Here is an 18,104-nt window from a genome sequence, read left to right on the forward strand (position 1 = left end):
ACCGAGTGTAGGGCCGCCCGTGTTTACCCTGACGGCAGCGCGCCCACCCGGCCAGGGCCGGGCGGGCGCGCTGCGTCCGTCGGGATCAGGCGCCCTGCGGTGCCTCGGCCTGCAGCACGCCGCGGTTGATCTGGTCGCGCTCCATGGACTCGAACAGGGCCTTGAAATTGCCTTCGCCGAAGCCCTCGCGGTAGTTGCCCTTGCGCTCGATGAACTCGAAGAACACGGGGCCCAGCATGGGCTGGGAGAAGATCTGCAGCAGCAGGCGCGGCTGGCCGCCCTCGGTTGTGCCGTCCAGCAGGATGCCGCGTGCCTGCAGCTCGCCCACGGGCTGGCCGTGGCCGGGCAGGCGGCCTTCCAGGTTCTGGTAGTAGATGTCGTTGGGCGCGGTCAGCAGCGGAATGCCGGCCATCTGCAGCTGGTCGATGGAGTCCAGCAGGTTGTCCGTCAGCAGCGCGATGTGCTGGATTCCCTCGCCGTTGAACTGCATGAGGAACTCCTCGATCTGGCCGCCGCCCTGGCGCGATTCCTCGTTCAGCGGAATGCGGATCAGGCCGTCGGGCGCGGTCATGGCCTTGGAGGCCAGGCCGGTGTACTCGCCCGAGATGTCGAAGTAGCGGATCTCGCGGAAATTGAACAGCTTGCTGTAGAAGTCCGCCCAGTAGGTCATGCGGCCGCGGTAGACGTTGTGCGTCAGATGGTCCACCACATGGAAGCCGTGGCCCTTGGGGTTGCGGTCCACTCCGGGCAGGAACTCGAAGTCGATGTCGTAGATGGACTTGCCTTCGTCGAAGCGGTCGATCAGGTACAGCGGCGCGCCGCCGATGCCCTTGATGGCCGGCAGGCGCAGCTCCATGGGACCCGTGGGGATCTCCACCGGCTGCGCGCCCAGCTCCAGCGCACGCTTGTAGGCCTGGTGCGCATCCTTGACGCGGAAGGCCAGGCCGCAGGCCGAGGCGCCATGCTCGGCCGCGAAATAGGCGGCCTGCCCCGGCTCATTGTTGATGATGAAGTTGATGCCTCCCTGGCGGTACAGCAGCACGTTCTTGGAACGGTGCTTGGCCACCAGGGTGAAGCCCAGCTTCTCGAACAGCGGCTCCAGCACGCCGGGCGCGGGCGACGCGAATTCCACGAATTCGAAGCCCATCAGGCCCATCGGGTTGTCGAACAGGTCTGCCATGGTTGGTTCTCCTTGAAGGTTTCAACGGGGGATGTGCGCGGGTTCCAGTACGGATTCCAGCACAGGCGTGGGACGTTGGCGGAACACGAGGCGATAGGCCCCGTAGACCACCAGGACCCAGATCGGAATGGCCAGCGCGGAGGACCGCACCGACGGTGTCAGCAGCATCACGCCCACCACCAGGGCCATGGCGGCCAGGCAGATGGCGTTGGTCATCGGCGCAGCCGGTGCGGGAAAGCCCAGCACGGTCTTGCGCGCCACATGCGCCCGGCGAAAGCGCCAGTGCGCCACGATGATGATGGTCCAGGTGATCACCAGGGCCGCCACGATCAGCGACATCAGCAACTCGAGCACGCCGGCCGGCGCCACATAGTTCAGCACGATGGCCAGCGCCGTGAAGATGGCCGGATAGACGATGGCCCGCACCGGCACGCCGCGGCGGTTGACCTGCATCAGCGAGCGCGGCGCATTGCCTTCGCTGGCCATGCCGTACAGCAGGCGGCTGTTGCTGTAGACCATGCTGTTGTAGACCGACAGCGTGGCCGTGAGGATCACGAAGTTCAGCAGATGGGCGGCCGTGTTCTCGCCCAGGCCCGAGAACACCAGCACGAAGGGGCTGCTGCTGTAGGTGTCGCCGCCGGCCTTGAGCTGGCCCAGCAGGTCGGTCCAGGGCATCAGCGACATCAGCACGGCCATGGAGCCGATGTAGAACACCAGCACGCGGTAGATGAGCTGGTTCACGGCCTTGGGGATGACAGTGCGCGGCTGGTCGGTCTCGGCCGCCGCGAAGCCCAGCATCTCCACGCCGCCGAAGGCGAACATGATGAAGGCGAAGGCCATCACCAGGCCTGAGAAGCCGTTGGGGAAGAAGCCGCCGTGCGTCCACAGGTTGCGCACGGTCTGCTCGGGCCGGTCGGCGTTGGCCAGCAGATACACGCCCGCAGCGATCATGGCCAGCACGGCCGCGATCTTGATCAGCGCGAACCAGAACTCGAACTCGCCATAGGCCTTGACGTTGATGAAGTTCACGCCGTTGATCAGCACGAAGAACACCGCCGCCGTCACCCAGGTGGGTATGCCGGGCCACCAGAACTGGATGAACTTGCCTGCGGCCGTCAGCTCCAGCATGCCCACGAGCACATACAGCGCCACACAGTTCCAGCCCGCCAGAAAGCCCGCGAAGCGGCCCAGGTAGCGGTTGGCGAAATAGCTGAACGAGCCCGCGTTGGGCTCCTCGACCAGCATCTCGCCCAGAAAACGCATGATGAAAAAGATGATCAGCCCGCCAATGGCGTAGCCGAGCAGCACGGACGGGCCGGCCAGCTCGATGATGCCGGCCGAGCCCAGGAACAGGCCCGTGCCGATGGTGCCGCCCAGCGCGATGAGCTGGATATGGCGGTTCTTGAGCCTGCGCTCCAGATGGCCCTGCGAAGAAGAACTGTGCATCAAGGGGGTGCTCCGGCTCTCAGCAAGGCGCGCGGCGGCGCAGGGGTTGGAACACTTCGGTGGTCTTCACGGCAATGTCTCCTCGTGGGGTGCCTGTTGGAATGCGGGGCGTTGTGCGCCCCTTGTTGATGGGTATCAACTATAAAAAACAATAAATTATTATTTCTTGTAATTTATCCCTATGGACAAGCCCAAGAAGAAGGAGTAGCGAAGGCGATCGACACATTGCCGCCCGCCATGCCGCACTCCGGCAACGGTTGAACGCCCGCAACAAACAAAAACAATCTACTATTATTTTTTTGCCCTCTGGAGCCCAGAACATGACGACGTCCGCCACGCAGCGGCGCGCACGCACGCCGCAGACCGAGCGTGTGGAGACAACGCAACGCAAGATCATCGACTCCGCCCTGGCGCTGCTGCGCGAGGGCGGCTTCAAGAGCGCCACGCTGCAGGCCATCGCGCGCGGCGCCGATGTGTCGCTGGGCGCGCTGCAGCACCACTTCGAGAGCCGCGACGCGCTGATGGAGCGGCTGGTCATCGAGGTCATGGAGCCGCTGAGCGACCAGGGCACGGTCTGGCCCGACAAGGCCCTGCCCCTGCGCGAGCGTGCACAGACCTTCGTCACCCTGGCCTGGGACAACATCTTCGGCGCGGCCAACTACCAGGCGGCCTGGAGCATGTTCTTCGGCTGCAAGGCCTCCCCCTCGCTGTTCGACCGCGTGGACGCGCGCCGGGTACATGTGGACAGCGTGTTCTACACCCGCTTCCTGGACGTCTTCCCCGAGATCGCGGCCCACCATCCCCGCCCCCAGGGCTTTGCGGCCATGGCCTTCGCCATCCTGCGCGGCACCGGCGTGCTGGAGCTGTTCGAGGTGGGCGAGCAGGAACGCCAGGGCAGCCTTGATGCGCTGGTCGAGGCCATCGTCCAGGCAGGCACCCCTCAGGCCGGCGGCGGCGCCGCCGCCGCCTGAACCTCGGTCAGCCCCCAGACCCTGCGCAGCTGCGACAGCGTGGCCACCAGGGCCGGGTCGTGCTCGGCCTCGCGCGGGTGGATGAAGCCCAGCTGCGCCGACACGCGCGCATGCGGCCAGATGGCCACGGAGCCATGCTCGGCCGCGGCCAGGGCGCGGTCTTCGCGCAGCAGCGCCAGGCCCAGGCCGGCGCGCACCAGGCTCTCGGGCGCGGCGGCGGCATCGCTTTCCACGATCTGATTGGGGCTCAGCCCCTGGCGAGCGAACAGCGCCAGCAGCAGGGCCTGCTCATGGTGCTGCGCGGGCGCGCCGATCCAGGGCAGTTGCGCCAGGTCCTTCCAGCCCGATTGCAGGACGCGCTCGCGCAGCGCGGGCGGCGCCGCCACGCGGTAGTGCAGTGTCTGCAGCACCAGGGCGCCCAGGTCGCGCGGCATGTGGGCGCCGATGTAGAACGCGCCCTGCAGGCCGCCGGCCGCGACCTGCGCGCGCAACTCCTCGGCCCAGCCCTGGCGTGTCTTGATGTCCAGCAGCGGCAGCGCCTCCACCAGGCCGTGCAGCAGCGAGCCCAGGCGCAGCGCCTCGGGGTCGGCCACCGTGCCCAGCAGCAGCTGGCCGGTGATCTCGCCCTGCAGCTCGCGGGCCTGGCCCTGCAGGCGTCCTGCCGCATCCAGCACCTGCCGGGCGGGCTCCATCAGGGCCTCGCCGGCCCGCGTGAGGCTGATGCGGCCCGGGCGCCGGTCGAACAGCGCCACGCCCAGCTCTTCTTCCAGCGCCTTGATCTGGGCCGTGATGGCGGGCTGCGTCAGGTGCAGGGCCTCGGCCGTGCGCGTGACGCTGCCCAACGTGGCCGCCGTGACGTAGGCGCGCAGCTGATACATCTCCATGGGCGGCCAGCCTAGCGCAGGCGCCAGGGCCTGCGGCCCGGGCAGGCCCGGGTGTCAGGGAACATCCCTAGCCGTCTCATCGTTCACTCATCGAGGTAGCGCAGCTGCGTGGGCTCGATGCCCAGGCGCACCGGCATGCCCATGGGGAACATGGCAATGCCCGCGTAGTGCGCCTGGTCGGCGACCACGGCCACCTCGCCCACGCGCACGCGGTAGCGCGAGAACTCGCCCAGGAACTCGGCGCTTTCGATCTGCCCTTCCACCCAGACGCGCGAGGCATCGCCCGCATCGTCGCGCACCGCAATCTGCACCTGGTGCGGCCGGAAGGCCAGCGCTGCGCGCCCCGGCACGGGCGGCTGGGCCGGGCGCGGCAGGGTCAGCGTGCCCAGGCCCGGCACCTTGAAGACCAGCGACTCACCTATCGTCGGCAGCACCTCGCCCTCCAGCACATTGGCCGTGCCGACAAAGCCCGCCACGAAGCGGTTGGCCGGATAGTCGTACAGCCCCGCCGCCGAGCCCACCTGCTGCAGCACTCCCTTGTCCAGCACGGCCATGCGGTCGGCCGTGGTCATGGCCTCTTCCTGGTCGTGGGTGACGAAGATGGTGGTCAGGCCCAGCTTGCGCTGCAGGCTGCGCAGTTCCTCGCGCATCTGCACGCGCAGCTGCTTGTCGAGGTTGGACAGCGGCTCGTCCAGCAGCAGCAGCTTGGGCGCGATCACCACGGTGCGCGCCAGCGCCACGCGCTGCTGCTGCCCGCCCGACAACTGGCCCGGGCGGCGCTGCGCGTACTGCGACAGGCCCACCAGCTCCAGCACCTCGCCCACCTTGCGGCGGATGGTGTCGCGGCTTTCGCGGCGCTCGACCAGGCCGAAGGCCACGTTGTCGTACACCGTCATGTGCGGCCACAGCGCATAGTTCTGGAACACCATGCCGATGTTGCGCGCATGCGGCGGCACGCCCGTGATGTCCTGCCCGCCCACCAGCAGCTCGCCGCGCTGGTGCCGGTTGAAGCCCGCGATCAGCCGCAGCAGCGTGGACTTGCCCGAGCCCGAAGGCCCCAGCAGCGCGAAGAACTCGCCGGGCTCGATCTTGAGGTTGACGTCGCGCAGCACTTCGTTGCTGCCGTAGCTCAGGCTGATGTGCCTGCATTCGAGGGAGACAGGGTCCAGGTGCATGGCGGTTCACTCCGAAGTCGATTGCACGGTGGCGCGCGAGCGCTCCACGAAGCGGTGCGAGAAATACGTGCCCAGGCCGACCACGACCACGGCTAGCACGCCCAATGCCGCACCGGGTCCGCGCCCCGAAATGCTTTGCATGTACAGGTAGATGCCGTAGCTCATGGGCGCCTGGCTCTGGGCCGAGGCCAGCATGATGGTGGCCGACAGCTCCACCGCCGCCGTGATGAAGCTGGTGACGAAGCCGGCCAGGATGCCGCCGGCCATCAGCGGCACCATCACGCGCCGTATCACGCTGGTGCGACCCGCGCCCAGGCTTTGCGCGGCCTCCTCCAGCGAGATGTGCACCTGCTGCAGCGCCGCCATGCACGAGCGCAGCGCATACGGCAGCCGCCGCACCGCATAGGCCAGCATGATCAGCACCCAGGTCGTGACGATGGGCGTATCGGTGAAGGGCAGGTTCACGCCCTTGAACAGCCGCAGGTAGCCGATGGCCAGCACCAGCCCCGGAATCGCCAGCGCCACCGAGGCCAGGTAGTCCAGCCACTGCCGGGCAGGCAACCGGGTGCGCAGGATCAGGTAGGCGATGGCGGTGCCGATCACCACGTCGATGCCCGCCGCCATCAGGCAGTACAGCAGCGTGTTGCCGATCATGTAGCCCGAGTCGGTGAACACCGTGGCGTAGTGCTCCAGCGTGTAGCTGTCGGGCAGCACCGAGAAGCTCCAGACCTTGGAGAACGACATCAGCAAGATGCCGATGTGCGGCGCCAGCACCACCAGCAGCACCAGGGCGATCCAGCCATAGGCCAGCAGCGCCTCCCAGGCCGACAGCCGGCGCTTTTGCAGCGCGCTGCCGCCCTTTTGCAAGGTGGCGTAGTCCTTGCCCTTCATCACCCGCGCGGCCAGCCACAGGGCGACGATGGAGAACGCGATCATGATCACGCTGATCACATAGCCCAGCGGATCATCGAGCCCCACCGAGGTGATGCGCAGATAGGCCTGGGGCGCCAGCATATTGGTCACGCCCATCACCAGCGGCGTGCCCAGGTCGTCGAACACCTTGACGAACACCAAGGCCGCGCCCGCCAGGTAGCCGGGCATGGCCAGCGGAAAGATCACGCGCCGGAACAGCCGGAAACCACGCGAGCCCAGGTTCAGCGCCGACTCCTCCATGGCCCCGTCGATATTGCGCATGGCCGCCACGAGGTTGAGCAAGATGAACGGGAAGTAGTGGATGCTCTCCACGAAGATCACGCCCGTCAGCCCCTCCATGATGGGCACGGTGAAGCCGAACCAGTCGTCCAGCAGCAGGTTGACCGAGCCGCTGCGCCCGAAGATCAGCTGCAGCGCCACCGCCCCCACGAAGGGCGGCATGATCAGCGGCAGCACGCCCAGCGTCTGTATCAGCAGCGCGCCCCGGAACTCGAAGCGCACCGTCAGGTAGGCCAGCGGCACGGCGATCAGGCTGGCGAAGAACACGCTGGCCAGGGACACGCCCAGGCTGTTGAAGAACGACTCGCGGAAGACGGTCTGGCCGAAGAAATTGCCGAAGTGCCCCAGCGTGAGCCCGCCGCCTTCATTGACGAAGGCGGTGTAGACCACCATGCCCACGGGCACGATGAGAAAGGCCAGCAAAAAGGCCAGGATCAGCGCGAAGGCCAGCCACGGCCCCCAGCCCGACGGAATGCGCCGTGCGCGCGCAGCAAGGGGGGCGGCGGCGGGCGCCGCCATGGAATCGATGCTCATGCGAATGCTCCGCAGCGAAAGAGACTGTCAAGGGGAGTGCATGCAGGCGCCCGGTGCCGGGCCCCTGCGCCCGCCACTTACCGGGCCAAGCCGCGCGCCTCGGCGGCCAGCTTGCCTGCGCGCTCGTAGTTGGCACGCGCCTTGTCGGCCCACATCTGCTCCAGGCCCGTCAGCTCCTTGGACACGGCCACGTCGCGCCGGCTCTTGCGGAACAGCTCCAGGAACTGCTCGTCCTTCACATTGGCTTCGCCCACCAGCGGCGAGTAGGCGATGTCGCGCGCCTGCGCCAGCAGCTCCTGCCCCTTCGCATTGGGCTTGGCCTGCAGGGCCTTGTGCGCCTCCTGGATGGCGCGCGTGGCGGCCTGCAGCTCCTTGAGGCGGAAGGTCACCATCTGGTCGAACAGGCTGATCACCACGGCATAGCGCGACTCGGACAGGTTGGCGTCGAACTGCACCTTGGCGCGCTGCGCCACCTCCTGCGGCACGGGGTAGCCGGCCGGCGCCTTGAGCTGGCTGTAGGGCAGGATGGGCAGGCGGCTGATCTTGGGGTCGAACAGCAGCTGCTGGCCCGGCACCGACATGGTGAAGGCCATGAACTTGCGCGCCTCATCGGCATTCTTGGCGCCCGCGATCAACGCGATGTTGGCCGGCACCACGGCCGTCATCGCCGGGTAGGCGAAGTCCACCGGAAAGCCCGAGTACTTGCCCGCCAGCCCGAAGAAATCGATCACGATGCCTATGCCGTACTGGCCGTTGTTCACGCCATCGGGCACGGCAAAGCTGCGGTCGGTCACGGCGGCGGCATTGCCCATCATGGACAGCAGCTGGCGCCAGCCCTTGTCCCAGCCCTCGCCCTGCAGGATGGTCTCCACCGTCAGCTGCGTGGTGCCTGAGCGCGAGGGCGAGGAGATGGCGATGTGGCCGAAGTACTCGGGCCGCGTCAGATCGCTCCACTCCTTGGGCGCCGCCAGCTTGTGCGCCTTCAGGTAGCGCGTGTTCCACATGATTCCGTAGCCGGCCAGCGCCTGGCCGTAGTACAGGCCCTGCGGGTCGTTGAGCGGGTAGTTGCCGATCTTGGCGGGCGCGGCCGGATTGCGCGTCTCGGGCGCGGCGGTCAGCAGCTTGTTGCGCGCCAGCACCTCGAAGGCATCGGGGGCGCTGGCCCACATGATGTCGGGCCGCTGGCCCTCGGGCAGCTCGCGCACATAGGCCACGGCGGCCGTGGTGTTCTTGTTCAGGATCTCGATCTTGATCCCCGGATTGGCCGCCTCGAAGGCCTTCTGGTAGGCCGTGGTCAGCTCCTTGGGAAACGAGGTCAGCACCGTCACCGTGCCGGCCTGGGCCGCCATGGCGGCGCCCCACAATCCTGCGGCCATGGCGGCCGTCAGCCATCTGCGTTGCTGCATTGCTGTCTCCTTCGGGTTGTTGTGCGGTCAATCTGCAACCCACTGTAGGCAGCGCCGGCCCTGCCGGCCAATCATTGTTTCTGATGCCGTGCATCAGCGGCGGCGGCGCTCGGGTTACTACCTGCGGGTCTGCCGCCACAGGGGAAATCCCCAGCCACCGCTGTCCCGCCCCTGACTGCTGCACAGCAGCAAACCGGAATAATCGGCGGGATGCTGCAAGCCCCCTCTTCCCTCCCCGCCACGGCCGCTGAAGAAGCGCCCATCTACGCTCCCACACGCCCCTGGCGCTCGCGCATGGTGCCGGTGCGCACCATGGAGTACCACGTGCGCGAGTGGGGACCCGTGGATGGAGATCCCGCCCTGGCGCCGCTGGTGCTGGTGCACGGCTGGATGGATGTGGCGGCCTCCTACCAGTTCGTGGTCGATGCCTTTGGCGAGGCCTTCATGGCGGGGCGCCGCATCATTGCGCCGGACTGGCGCGGCTTCGGCCTGAGCCGGCCGGCCTGGCCTGCCGACCGGCATGACTTTGCCGACTACCTGGGCGACCTGGACCATCTGCTGGACACCCTGGTGGGCGATGCACCCGTGGACCTGGTCGGCCACAGCATGGGCGGCAACGTGTCCATGATGTACGCGGGCGCGCGGCCTGCGCGCATACGCCGGCTGGTCAATCTGGAGGGCTTCGGCATGCCGGCCACCCGGCCCGATCAGGCACCCGCACGCTACGCGCAGTGGATGGACGAGCTGCGCCAGCTGCGCAGCGGCGGCATGGAGCTCAAGAGCTATGACAGCGTGCAGGACGTGGCGCGCAGGCTGATGAAGACCAACCGCCGCCTGCCCGGGGACAAGGCGCTGTGGCTGGCCCACCACTGGGCGGCGCCCGATGCGCAGGGCCGCTGGGAAATCCTGGGCGACACGGCGCACAAGCTCATCAGCGCCCAGCTGTTCCGCGTGGAAGAAATCCTGGCCCTGTACCGTGCCATCACGGCGCCGGTACTGGCCGTCGAGGCCAGCGACGACAGCCTGGGCATGTGGTGGAAGGACCGCTACACGCTGGCCGAGTACCACGAGCGCATCGGGCAGATTGCCGACTGCCGCACGGCCGTGGTCCAGGACGCGGGCCATATGCTGCACCACGACCAGCCGGCGGCCGTGGCCGGGCTGATCGAGCAATTCCTCAGCACCTGAGGCCTGCGCGCGCCGTTGCTGCAGCCAAATGCAACCTACTGCAACCTACTGCGGCCGCAGCATCATCGAATGGCGCCAGCGCGCAGGCGCCATCTGCAGCGGCCGGTAGCGGCCGTCGGCCCATTCGGCAGACATGTCCGCATAGCGGCTGGACAGGGCCACGCCGCTTTGGCCGGTCTGGTAGATGAACAGCGAACGCTCAGGCTCGGCCAGGTCGTAGATGGCGCGCAGCGATGCCGCATGGCGGTTGGCGAACGGCGCCCTGGCATCGCCGGGCAGGTACTGTCCCACGTTGACGGTGTAGCTGTCGCCACCCGAAGGCACGCTGACATTGAAGATGCCCGCCAGCAACCCCACGCTGCCCAGCGGCCGGTGGCTGCTCAGGGCCGCATGCGCCGTGCCCCAGCGCCAGCGGCCCAGATCGCTGCCCTGCATGGACTGCAGGCGCACCAGCGCCCGGTCCAGCGCCTGGCTGACCTGGGCACTGCAGCCTGCAGCCGCGCACCACCAGCCGTCGCGGCGTTCCAGCATGCCTTCGATGCCTGCGCGGTAGTCGCGCTTGCCATAGGTGGCCGCAAAGGTCTGGGCGCCAATGCGCGGGATCACCAGGCCGCGCGTCAGCTCGTCCACCCAGGCGGCAAAGATCAGGGGCGCGGCCTGCGCGGCATCCATGCGGCCGTCGAACTGCGCCATCACCCGGCGCGCCTGCGGGGCCAGCGGATGTGTGGCCGGCGCTTCGTCCAGGGCCTTGAGCATTTGCGGCAACAGGGCGCGGGCGGCCAGCGAGGTCTGGTCGTTCTGGATGGAGGCCATGCTGACCACGTCGTGCCTGTCCTTCGCCTCGATGAGCTCGGAGATGCGGCGGTGCCGGTACGGCAGGCTCCAGTCCTGGGTGAGGAAGTGGGCATAGCCCTCGCGCGTGATGCGCTGGTTGGCGGTGGCCAGATAGCCCAGCGCCGTTCCATCGTCCTGTGGAGCCTGGTCGTAGGGCAGCCAGCCCTGCCAGTCGTAGCGTGCCTCCCAGCCCGGTGCGGGCGCCACGCCGCGCAGGTCGTTGTCGGCCGCACGCAGCGGCACCCGGCCTGCGGCCTTGAAGCCGATGGCGCCATGCACATCGGCCGCGACGATGCTCTGCATGGGCGAGTGGTAGTCGGCAAAGGCCTCGAACAGCTGGGCCACGCTGCGCGCCTCGTTGGCCCGCAGGCCCGCCTGCACGGTGAGGTTGTCGGTGTCCAGCGCGGCCCAGCGCAGGGCCACGGCGTAGCGGCGCTTGTCGAGCACGGCCTCGTACTGGGGCTGCACATCGCTGATCACAGGGCCGTGGCGCGTGCTGCGCAGCGTGAGCTGCACATCGGCCCGGCCCTTGACCCTGATGCGCTCGCTGCGCTCGGTGAAAGGCGCCCAGCCGTCCGGCGTGCGGTAGCGGCCCGGGTTGCCTGGATCGATCTGCTCCAGGTACAGATCCTGCACATCGGGATTCGTGTTGGTGAAGCCCCAGGCCACCTCGCGCGTGCGCCCCAGCACCACGAAGGGCAGGCCCGGCAGGGTGGCCCCCACCACGTCGATGGGCGACAGCGGCGTGCCGTCCTGCGCCTGGCCGGCAGGCGACTGCAGGCGCGCGTAGTACCAGATGGCGGGCGCGCTCAGGCCCAGATGCGGATCGTTGGCCAGCAGCGGTTTGCCGCTGGCCGTGCGGCTGCCCGACAGCACCCAGTTGTTGCTGCCCTTGCCGTCGTTGGTGCCCGCATCGCGCACCATGTCGCGGGACCAGCGTGCCCAGGCATCGCTCGCCTCGCTGGCGGCAGCCACCTTGGACGCAGACGCAGCCTGTGCCTCCTGGCGGTACACGCCCAGGCCCCGGTAGAGGGCCGCAAGGTCGGTGGAGGTGGCCGGCGACTCGCCGGGATAAGGCGGCATCAGCTGCCACAGCTGCTGTGTGTCCAGTTGCGAGAGCGCGGCCAGCCGCGCGAATTCGTTGCCCCAGTTGCCGCCCAGGTCCAGCGCCATCATCAGCGCCCAGCCCACGCTGTCCTCGGGCGCCCAGGCCGAGTTGTCGCCGCCGCCCGGCGACGTGTCCAGCAGCATGAACTCGGGCACCTGCGGGTGCTGGCGCATGGGCAGCGCCGCATAGAAGGCCGCGATGCCTTCGCTGTAGGCCTGCAGCGCCTCGCGCGCGTTGGCGGGCAGGGATGCGTACTGGCGCCGCGCCGCGCCGCGTATGTCCAGCGCGCGCATGAGCTTGTCGGTGTCCAGCGTGGCCGGGCCGAGGATCTCGGACAGCGTGCCATGCATCAGGCGGCGGTTGAACTCCAGCTGCCAGCCGCGCTCCTGCGCATGCACATGGCCCAGCGCGCGCCACAGGTCCTGCGGCGAGAAGGCGCTGATGTGGGTGATGTCGGCATCATCGCGCCGCACGCGCACGGGCTGCTCCAGCCCGGCCAGCGTGAGCTGTCCGTCAAGCACCGGCTGCACGCGCACGGCATAGATGGCCAGCGCGCTGCCGGCCAGCAGGGCCGAGCCGACCACCGCCACGGCGCCCACACCCCACCACCGCGAGTTCAGGATTCGCATGATTCCCATTCTTTTCCCCACCCTCTGCTTTTTTCGTATCGTAGTGTTGCAGTTTGTAGCATATGCGCGCGCGACATGCTCACATTGCTCACGACAGAAAGCCGCGCCTGCAGGGCGCAGGCTTCAGGCGACAATCACTGCCGGCCCTGCGCGCATGGATGCAGGGCAACCGACAGAAACAGGAAGTACGTGGAATGTGGCCTTTCAGCCTCTTGAAGAAGCTCACCCAGGACCCGCCCGTGGGCCAGCCCCGTGGTGACTACATCGGCTGCTACCTGCTGGGCACCGAGGCGCCGGGCCAGGCCGGCGTCAGCTACGTCTCGCTGGCCACCACGCGCGAGCAGCTGGAGGCCGACGCCCGCGCCTATCTTGAAGGCTTCGTGCGCGACCACCCCGAGGCCGCCGACACCGACCTGTCCGCCATCCACTCCCTGCTGGAGAACCTGCCCCAGCGCCTGGACGCCCACCTGTCCAGCGACACGCGCGTGCCGCTGGCCGAGCAAGGCGGCACCGTGCTCTTCCTGCGCACCGGCATGCGCGCCCGCCGCAAGGAAAACGGCCGCTACCTCGAATAGCAGTCAGCCCCCTCCGCCACCGTACAGAGCCTCAAAAACTGGCGCGGCCAAGAACAAGGGACAGCGAGCAAGGGCCTACGCCGGCCGCGCCGCCCCGCAGCGAGGCTGTCGTCCCCCCGCGAAGCGAGAGGGGGAAGGCGCGCAGCGCCTCAGGGGGCGTTCTGCTTGTGCACGTCTTGCCAGCGCAGCATATCGGTCACGCGCTCGGCCTTGTCGGCATCGAAGCCCAGGCGCTCCACCCGCTCGGCCGGATTGGCCCAGGTGCCGAACAGCAGGTCCCAGACGGGCAGGCCGTAGTTCTGCGCATGGTGGCCGTACTGGTGGTGCACGGTGTGCATCTCGGGCCGCTGCACGATGTATCCCAGCCAGCGCGGCGTGCGGATGTCGGCATGCAGGAACAGATCGAACGCCCCCGTGAGGCCGATGGCGAAGGCGGCAGCCAGCGGGCTGGCCCCCAGCACCCAGTAGCTGGACAGCGCGCTCAGCAGCACGGCGGCCGCCGTGTCCATGGGATGGGCGAAAAACGCCGTGAGCGCCTCCACGCGCGGCGCGCTGTGGTGCAGCTGGTGGAACAGGCGCCACAGCGTGTCCGACCGGTGCGTGGCGCGGTGCCACCAGTAAAAGACAAAGCTGGTCAGCACAAAGCTCAGCGCGCCCACGGCCCAGGCCGGCCATTGCCGGCCCACGTCCAGCAGCGCATGGCGGCGGATGCCGTCCGAGAACAGATGGCCTACCGCCAAGGTGGTGGCCAGCGTGCCCAGGCCCAGCAGCGTGGACAGGATCAGCCAGCGCCGGTCGCAATGGTTGCGCGAGGCCGGCGCGATCACCTCGCGCGTGAAGATGCCGACGAACATCAGCGCCAGCAGCGGGTAGGCCGCGAACTCCCACATCTGCAGCATGCCGTCCGCTCCTTGCCGCTCAGTGCACGTGGCCCCAGTAGATCAGCGCATCGCGCCCTTCGACCGACAGCGACACGGGCGCGCCCACGGGCAGCATCACCTTGGTCGGCACATGGCCGTAGGGCAGGCCCTGCAGCACGGGGCACTTGACCTGGCTACGCAGCCAGTCGATCACGGTCTGCAGCTTGAAGCCCTTGTCGTGCGAGCTGAGCTTGAACTCGCTGAACTGGCCGAACACGATGGCCTTTTGCTGGGCCAGCACGCCCGCATGCAGCAGCTGGGTCAGCATGCGTTCCACGCGGTAGGGATGCTCGCCCACATCTTCCAGGAACAGGATGCCGCCCTTGATCTGCGGGAAGTAAGGCGTGCCCAGCAGGGAGACCAGCACGGCCAGGTTGCCGCCCCACAGCGTGGCGCCGCCGCTGATGTAGAAGTCCTTGACGGCAGGCTTGCCGTCTTCGCGCAGGCCGATCTTCGGCATCTGCCAGCCCGCGCCCTCGCCCTGGCCGCTGAGCAGGTCGTTGAAGCAGTCCAGCATGATGTCGTCCACGCCGCCCTCGTCGTCGGGGCGGCCGAAGTCGTGCACCAGCAGCGGGCCGGCCCAGGTGGTGGCGCCGGTCTTGGCCAGCAGGGCCAGCGACAGCGCCGTGAAGTCGCTCAGGCCCACGAAGCGCGTGCCGCCTGCGATGGCCTTGGCCACGGCCTTGTACTTGATGCCCGGCAGGATGCGCGTGAGGCCGTAGCCGCCGCGCGTGGGCAGCGCCAGGTCGGCACCGCTGGCCGCTGCGCGCTCGATGGCCGCCAGGCGCGTGGCGTCGTCGCCTGCAAAGCGCTGGTGGCTGCTCAACGCGTCGGCATCGATCTCCACCTGATGGCCCATGGCCTCCAGGCGGCGCACGCCGCGCTTGAAGCCGGCCTTGTCGCGCACGGCACCGGCGGGCGAGTAGATATAGATGTGGCGCGGACCCTGGTCATGCGCATGGCCGCAGCAGCTGCCGTCGGCGGCATGCACATGGCCGTGATCGTGATCGTGGCTGTGGGCAGCGCCATGATCATGTGGATGTTCGTGCCCGTGGGCACAGCAAGTGCCGTCGGCGGAATGCACATGTTCGTGCGCATGATCAACGGGTGCAGGCGCGGCAGCGGCTGCCTTTTTGCGGGGCGTGCCGGATGTGCTGGGTGTGCCGGGCGTGCTGGAAGAGCGGGAACTGCGCGAAGTGGCCAAGGTGGTTCCATGCCGGCCCTGGCCGGCATGCTCCATATTGCAAGGGGAGTGAAGACGGGGACCTGCCGCTGCGCAGCCCCGGCAAGGGGCCGGCGGCGCAGGCCTACGGGCGGAAGTATTCCACAGCGTCGGCCACCATGCCGGCAGCGCACAGGGGAACCCAATGGCCGCACGGGGATAGGCGCAGTTGCGCTGGCGGCAGCTGTGGCAGCGCCTGCAGCCAGGCCTGGCGCCATGCGGGCGCGGGCATCAGCGCATCGTGCTCGCCGCCCTGCACCCACAGGCGCTGCTGTTGGCTCCACTGCGCCAGCAACGCCATCGGCAGCGGCGGCATTTCGGCCTGCACGCGGGGCCAGGCCTGCAGCGCGGCGCGGTGGCCGGGTTGGGAAAACGGCAGGTTCCAGGCCTGCGGCTGTGCGCCGGCCTCCTCACCCACCTCGTGCATGGCGCGGCCCACGGGCCATGACGGCTTGCGCGCCGCCTGCGCAAACCATTGCACGCAGGCATCGGGCGCCGGGCCTGCAGGCCAGGCATTCATGAGCCAGGCGCCGCAAAAACGGGCGGGCTCGGCCTGCGCCACGGCCAGGCCCAGGCGCGCGCCATCGTCATGGCCGACCAGCACGATGCTTCGCAGGTCCAGCGCCAGCACCAGCTCGCGCAGCACCTGCACATGCCAGGCCGCGCTGTGCGCCTTCTCCTTCTTGGGCTGGTCGCTGCGGCCAAAGCCCGGCAGGTCGGGGACCATCACGCGATGGCCGGCCTGGAGCCAGCCGGGCAGCATGGGCTGGAACAGCTGGCCCCATGAGGGGCTGCCGTGCAGGCACAGCCAGGTCAGCGGTGCATCGTGCGGTCCTTCATCGACCACGGCCAGGCGCAGGCCTGCCAGCGCCGGCAGGTCGCTGCGCCACTGCGGCTGGGCAAAGCCGCCAAAGGTGGAATCCGCATGGCGCAGCGCCGTGTCCTTGAGCGGATGCGGCTGGGCCGCGCGCTGCTCGGCGCGGCGCGTGCGAAAGAAGTCCGACATCAAGGCCGCGCATTCCCCAGCCAGCACGCCGCGCGTCACCTGCGTGTGGTGGTTGATCTGAGGCAGCGCAAACACGTCCAGCACCGATCCGGCCGCGCCCGTGCGCGGCTCGGCCGCACCATAGACCACGCGGCCCAGGCGCGCATGCAGCATGGCGCCGCTGCACATGGTGCAGGGCTCCAGGGTCACGTAGAGCGTGCAATCGTCCAGCCGGTAGTTGCCCAGGCGCGCGGCCGCGTCGCGCAGCGCCAGCACCTCGGCATGGGCCGTGGGGTCGCCCTGGGCCACGGGCGCGTTGCGGCCCTGGCCGACGATGGCGCCGTCCTTGACGATGATGGCGCCCACGGGCACCTCGCCCGCCTGGGCGGCGGCGCGCGCCAGCTCCAGGGCGGCGCGCATCCAGGCCTCGTCGTCGGCCTGCGGCAGTGGACGATGCTCGGCAGTCAAGGTGTCACAGTGTCCGGGCGACAGGGGGTCAGGGTAGCGGCTTGCGCACGCCCTGCGCATAGTGGTAGAGCGTGACGACCGGCGCCTGCAGCTCGCCCTGGGGCGTGAAGGCAATCGGTGCCGTCACGCCGTCATGCCGGGTCTGGCGCAGATAGGGGATATAGGCATCGGGCCGGATGGAGTCGGCCCGCAGCATGGCCTGGGCCAGCACCATGGTGGCGTCGTAGGCGTAGGGGCTGAAGACCTGGTACTGGTCGGGAAAGCGCTGGTCGTAGCGCTGCTTCCAGGCAGCGCCGCCCGGCATGCGCTCCAGCGGGCTGCCGCCCATGGCGCAGGTCACATTGCGCAGCGGGGACGTGTTGCCCGCCAGCTCGGGCAGGCGCAGCGTGCACAGGCCGTCGCCGCCCAGCAGGCGCACCTTGTCCATGGCCAGCTGGGCCATCTGCCTGAGCATGGGGCCGGCCTGGGCGTCCAGGCCGCCAAAGAAGATGGCATCGGGCTTCTTGCCCTTGATGGCCGTGAGGATGGACACAAAGTCGGTGGCCTTGTCGCCGGTGAACTGCTTGTCCACGATCTCGATGCCCTGCTCGCGCGCCTCGGCCTCGAACAGCGCCACGATGCCCTGGCCGTAGGCCGAGCGGTCATCGATGATGGCCGCGCGCTTGACGCCCAGCTTGCCCACGGCGTGCGCGACCAGCGCATCGACCATGGCGCGGTCGTCGGCGATCACGCGGTAGGTGGTGTCGTAGCCCGCCTGGGTGATGGCCGGATTGCTGGCTGCGGGCGTGACCATGACGATGCCGCAGTCGTGGTAGATGGATGTGGCCGGCAGCGTGGTGCCCGACTGCAGGTGGCCGACCACGGCCGCCACCTTCTTGTCGCACAGGCGCCGGGCCAGGGCCACGGCCTGGCCGGGGTCGCCGCCATCGTCGCCGGCCTCCAGCTTCCAGCGCAGCTTGCGCCCGCCGATCTCCAGCCCCTTGGCATTGAGATCGTCCAGGGCCATGCGCACGCCGTTTTCCTCATCCTTGCCCAGGCTGGCAATAGGGCCGGACACCGGCCCCGCATGGGCAATGCGCACCACCAGGGGCGCATCGGCTGAACTGGGTGCAGCGGGTGCAGCAGTTGCAGCGGGTGCAGCGGCCGCACCGGGTGCAGCCGCCGAAGCGGAAGCCCCTGCCGACTGCCCGTTGGCCGGGCCGCTTCCCGGCAGCGCCCAGGCCAGGCCGCCGCTGCCCAGCATGGTGCACAGCAGGGCCGGGCCGGCCCACGGGAAATGGCGAATCGAGGCGTGCATGGCAACTCCTGGAAAAAACGGTCAATCTGTGAAACAGGCGCCCTGGCAAACGAAATCCGCTGCGGCGTGG

Annotated in this window: 14 protein-coding genes; 3 read left to right on the plus strand and 11 right to left on the minus strand. The window is 68.7% G+C overall.

Translation table 11 applies throughout. The features are described from left to right. Positions 1–85: 85 nt before the first annotated feature. Positions 86–1,180 carry a 4-hydroxyphenylpyruvate dioxygenase gene (gene hppD, locus CLV01_RS22430; RefSeq protein ID WP_063325866.1) on the minus strand — a complete coding sequence of 365 codons (1,095 nt, stop codon included), beginning with the start codon at positions 1,178–1,180 and terminating at the stop codon, positions 86–88. 21 nt (positions 1,181–1,201) lie between these two features. Next, entirely contained in the window at positions 1,202–2,626 is a 1,425-nt protein-coding gene (locus tag CLV01_RS22435) for an amino acid permease (protein WP_099733170.1), read from the minus strand. A 320-nt stretch (positions 2,627–2,946) separates the two neighbouring features. Here CLV01_RS22435 and CLV01_RS22440 point away from each other — a divergent pair, with 320 nt between their 5' ends. Continuing rightward, positions 2,947–3,597, plus strand: a complete 651-nt coding sequence (locus tag CLV01_RS22440) for a TetR/AcrR family transcriptional regulator (RefSeq protein WP_099733169.1) — start codon at positions 2,947–2,949, stop codon at positions 3,595–3,597. On the opposite strand, the gene CLV01_RS22445 is transcribed toward CLV01_RS22440, so the two are convergent. From CLV01_RS22445 to CLV01_RS22460, 4 genes are all read right to left on the minus strand, one after another. After that, the gene (locus CLV01_RS22445) at positions 3,567–4,481 is read right to left on the minus strand and encodes a LysR family transcriptional regulator (protein WP_099733168.1); all 915 of its coding nucleotides are present in this window, start codon (positions 4,479–4,481) and stop codon (positions 3,567–3,569) included. The genes CLV01_RS22440 and CLV01_RS22445 overlap by 31 nt on opposite strands. An 83-nt stretch (positions 4,482–4,564) precedes the next feature. Next, a complete protein-coding gene (locus CLV01_RS22450) occupies positions 4,565–5,656 on the minus strand; it encodes an ABC transporter ATP-binding protein (protein ID WP_012206598.1) in 1,092 nt (363 codons plus the stop codon). Between the two features lie 6 nt (positions 5,657–5,662). Beyond that, a complete protein-coding gene (locus CLV01_RS22455) occupies positions 5,663–7,402 on the minus strand; it encodes an ABC transporter permease (RefSeq protein ID WP_034395921.1) in 1,740 nt (579 codons plus the stop codon). A 77-nt stretch (positions 7,403–7,479) separates the two neighbouring features. After that, positions 7,480–8,808 carry an ABC transporter substrate-binding protein gene (locus CLV01_RS22460; RefSeq protein WP_013801562.1) on the minus strand — a complete coding sequence of 443 codons (1,329 nt, stop codon included), beginning with the start codon at positions 8,806–8,808 and terminating at the stop codon, positions 7,480–7,482. Between the two features lie 210 nt (positions 8,809–9,018). On the opposite strand from CLV01_RS22460, the gene CLV01_RS22465 reads away from it, so the two are divergent. Further along, entirely contained in the window at positions 9,019–9,996 is a 978-nt protein-coding gene (locus tag CLV01_RS22465; RefSeq protein ID WP_099733167.1) for an alpha/beta fold hydrolase, read from the plus strand. A gap of 45 nt (positions 9,997–10,041) precedes the next feature. Here the strand turns inward: CLV01_RS22465 and CLV01_RS22470 are convergent, their stop codons facing one another. Further along, the gene (locus tag CLV01_RS22470) at positions 10,042–12,576 is read right to left on the minus strand and encodes a penicillin acylase family protein (RefSeq protein ID WP_099733166.1); all 2,535 of its coding nucleotides are present in this window, start codon (positions 12,574–12,576) and stop codon (positions 10,042–10,044) included. Between the two features lie 185 nt (positions 12,577–12,761). On the opposite strand from CLV01_RS22470, the gene CLV01_RS22475 reads away from it, so the two are divergent. Continuing rightward, entirely contained in the window at positions 12,762–13,142 is a 381-nt protein-coding gene (locus CLV01_RS22475) for a hypothetical protein (protein WP_099733165.1), read from the plus strand. A 149-nt stretch (positions 13,143–13,291) separates the two neighbouring features. On the opposite strand, the gene CLV01_RS22480 is transcribed toward CLV01_RS22475, so the two are convergent. The 4 genes from CLV01_RS22480 to CLV01_RS22495 all read right to left on the minus strand — a co-directional run bounded on the left by CLV01_RS22480 (position 13,292) and on the right by CLV01_RS22495 (position 18,034). Further along, the gene (locus CLV01_RS22480) at positions 13,292–14,041 is read right to left on the minus strand and encodes a sterol desaturase family protein (RefSeq protein WP_099733164.1); all 750 of its coding nucleotides are present in this window, start codon (positions 14,039–14,041) and stop codon (positions 13,292–13,294) included. A 19-nt stretch (positions 14,042–14,060) separates the two neighbouring features. Continuing rightward, complete coding sequence (locus CLV01_RS22485) at positions 14,061–15,053, minus strand: LD-carboxypeptidase (RefSeq protein ID WP_065348046.1); 993 nt, start codon at positions 15,051–15,053, stop codon at positions 14,061–14,063. A gap of 316 nt (positions 15,054–15,369) precedes the next feature. Beyond that, positions 15,370–16,797, minus strand: coding sequence for a tRNA adenosine(34) deaminase TadA (gene tadA, locus CLV01_RS22490; protein ID WP_099733163.1), 1,428 nt, complete (start codon positions 16,795–16,797; stop codon positions 15,370–15,372). Next, positions 16,766–18,034 carry a branched-chain amino acid ABC transporter substrate-binding protein gene (locus CLV01_RS22495; RefSeq protein WP_099733162.1) on the minus strand — a complete coding sequence of 423 codons (1,269 nt, stop codon included), beginning with the start codon at positions 18,032–18,034 and terminating at the stop codon, positions 16,766–16,768. The genes tadA and CLV01_RS22495 overlap by 32 nt, the downstream gene beginning before the upstream one ends. Positions 18,035–18,104: the final 70 nt, after the last annotated feature.

The sequence above is a fragment of the Delftia sp. 60 genome (assembly GCF_002754395.1).
GTDB classification, from domain to species: Bacteria; Pseudomonadota; Gammaproteobacteria; order Burkholderiales; family Burkholderiaceae_C; genus Comamonas; species Comamonas acidovorans.

Bases quoted from the DNA above. Each gene is read 5' to 3' on its own strand.
- hppD (WP_063325866.1), bottom strand. From the start codon at position 1,180: ATGGCAGACCTGTTCGACAACCCGATGGGCCTGATGGGCTTCGAATTC.
- CLV01_RS22435 (WP_099733170.1), bottom strand. From the start codon at position 2,626: ATGCACAGTTCTTCTTCGCAGGGCCATCTGGAGCGCAGGCTCAAGAAC.
- CLV01_RS22440 (WP_099733169.1), top strand. From the start codon at position 2,947: ATGACGACGTCCGCCACGCAGCGGCGCGCACGCACGCCGCAGACCGAG.
- CLV01_RS22445 (WP_099733168.1), bottom strand. From the start codon at position 4,481: ATGGAGATGTATCAGCTGCGCGCCTACGTCACGGCGGCCACGTTGGGC.
- CLV01_RS22450 (WP_012206598.1), bottom strand. From the start codon at position 5,656: ATGCACCTGGACCCTGTCTCCCTCGAATGCAGGCACATCAGCCTGAGC.
- CLV01_RS22455 (WP_034395921.1), bottom strand. From the start codon at position 7,402: ATGAGCATCGATTCCATGGCGGCGCCCGCCGCCGCCCCCCTTGCTGCG.
- CLV01_RS22460 (WP_013801562.1), bottom strand. From the start codon at position 8,808: ATGCAGCAACGCAGATGGCTGACGGCCGCCATGGCCGCAGGATTGTGG.
- CLV01_RS22465 (WP_099733167.1), top strand. From the start codon at position 9,019: ATGCTGCAAGCCCCCTCTTCCCTCCCCGCCACGGCCGCTGAAGAAGCG.
- CLV01_RS22470 (WP_099733166.1), bottom strand. From the start codon at position 12,576: ATGGGAATCATGCGAATCCTGAACTCGCGGTGGTGGGGTGTGGGCGCC.
- CLV01_RS22475 (WP_099733165.1), top strand. From the start codon at position 12,762: ATGTGGCCTTTCAGCCTCTTGAAGAAGCTCACCCAGGACCCGCCCGTG.
- CLV01_RS22480 (WP_099733164.1), bottom strand. From the start codon at position 14,041: ATGCTGCAGATGTGGGAGTTCGCGGCCTACCCGCTGCTGGCGCTGATG.
- tadA (WP_099733163.1), bottom strand. From the start codon at position 16,797: ATGCGCAGGGCGTGCGCAAGCCGCTACCCTGACCCCCTGTCGCCCGGA.
- CLV01_RS22495 (WP_099733162.1), bottom strand. From the start codon at position 18,034: ATGCACGCCTCGATTCGCCATTTCCCGTGGGCCGGCCCGGCCCTGCTG.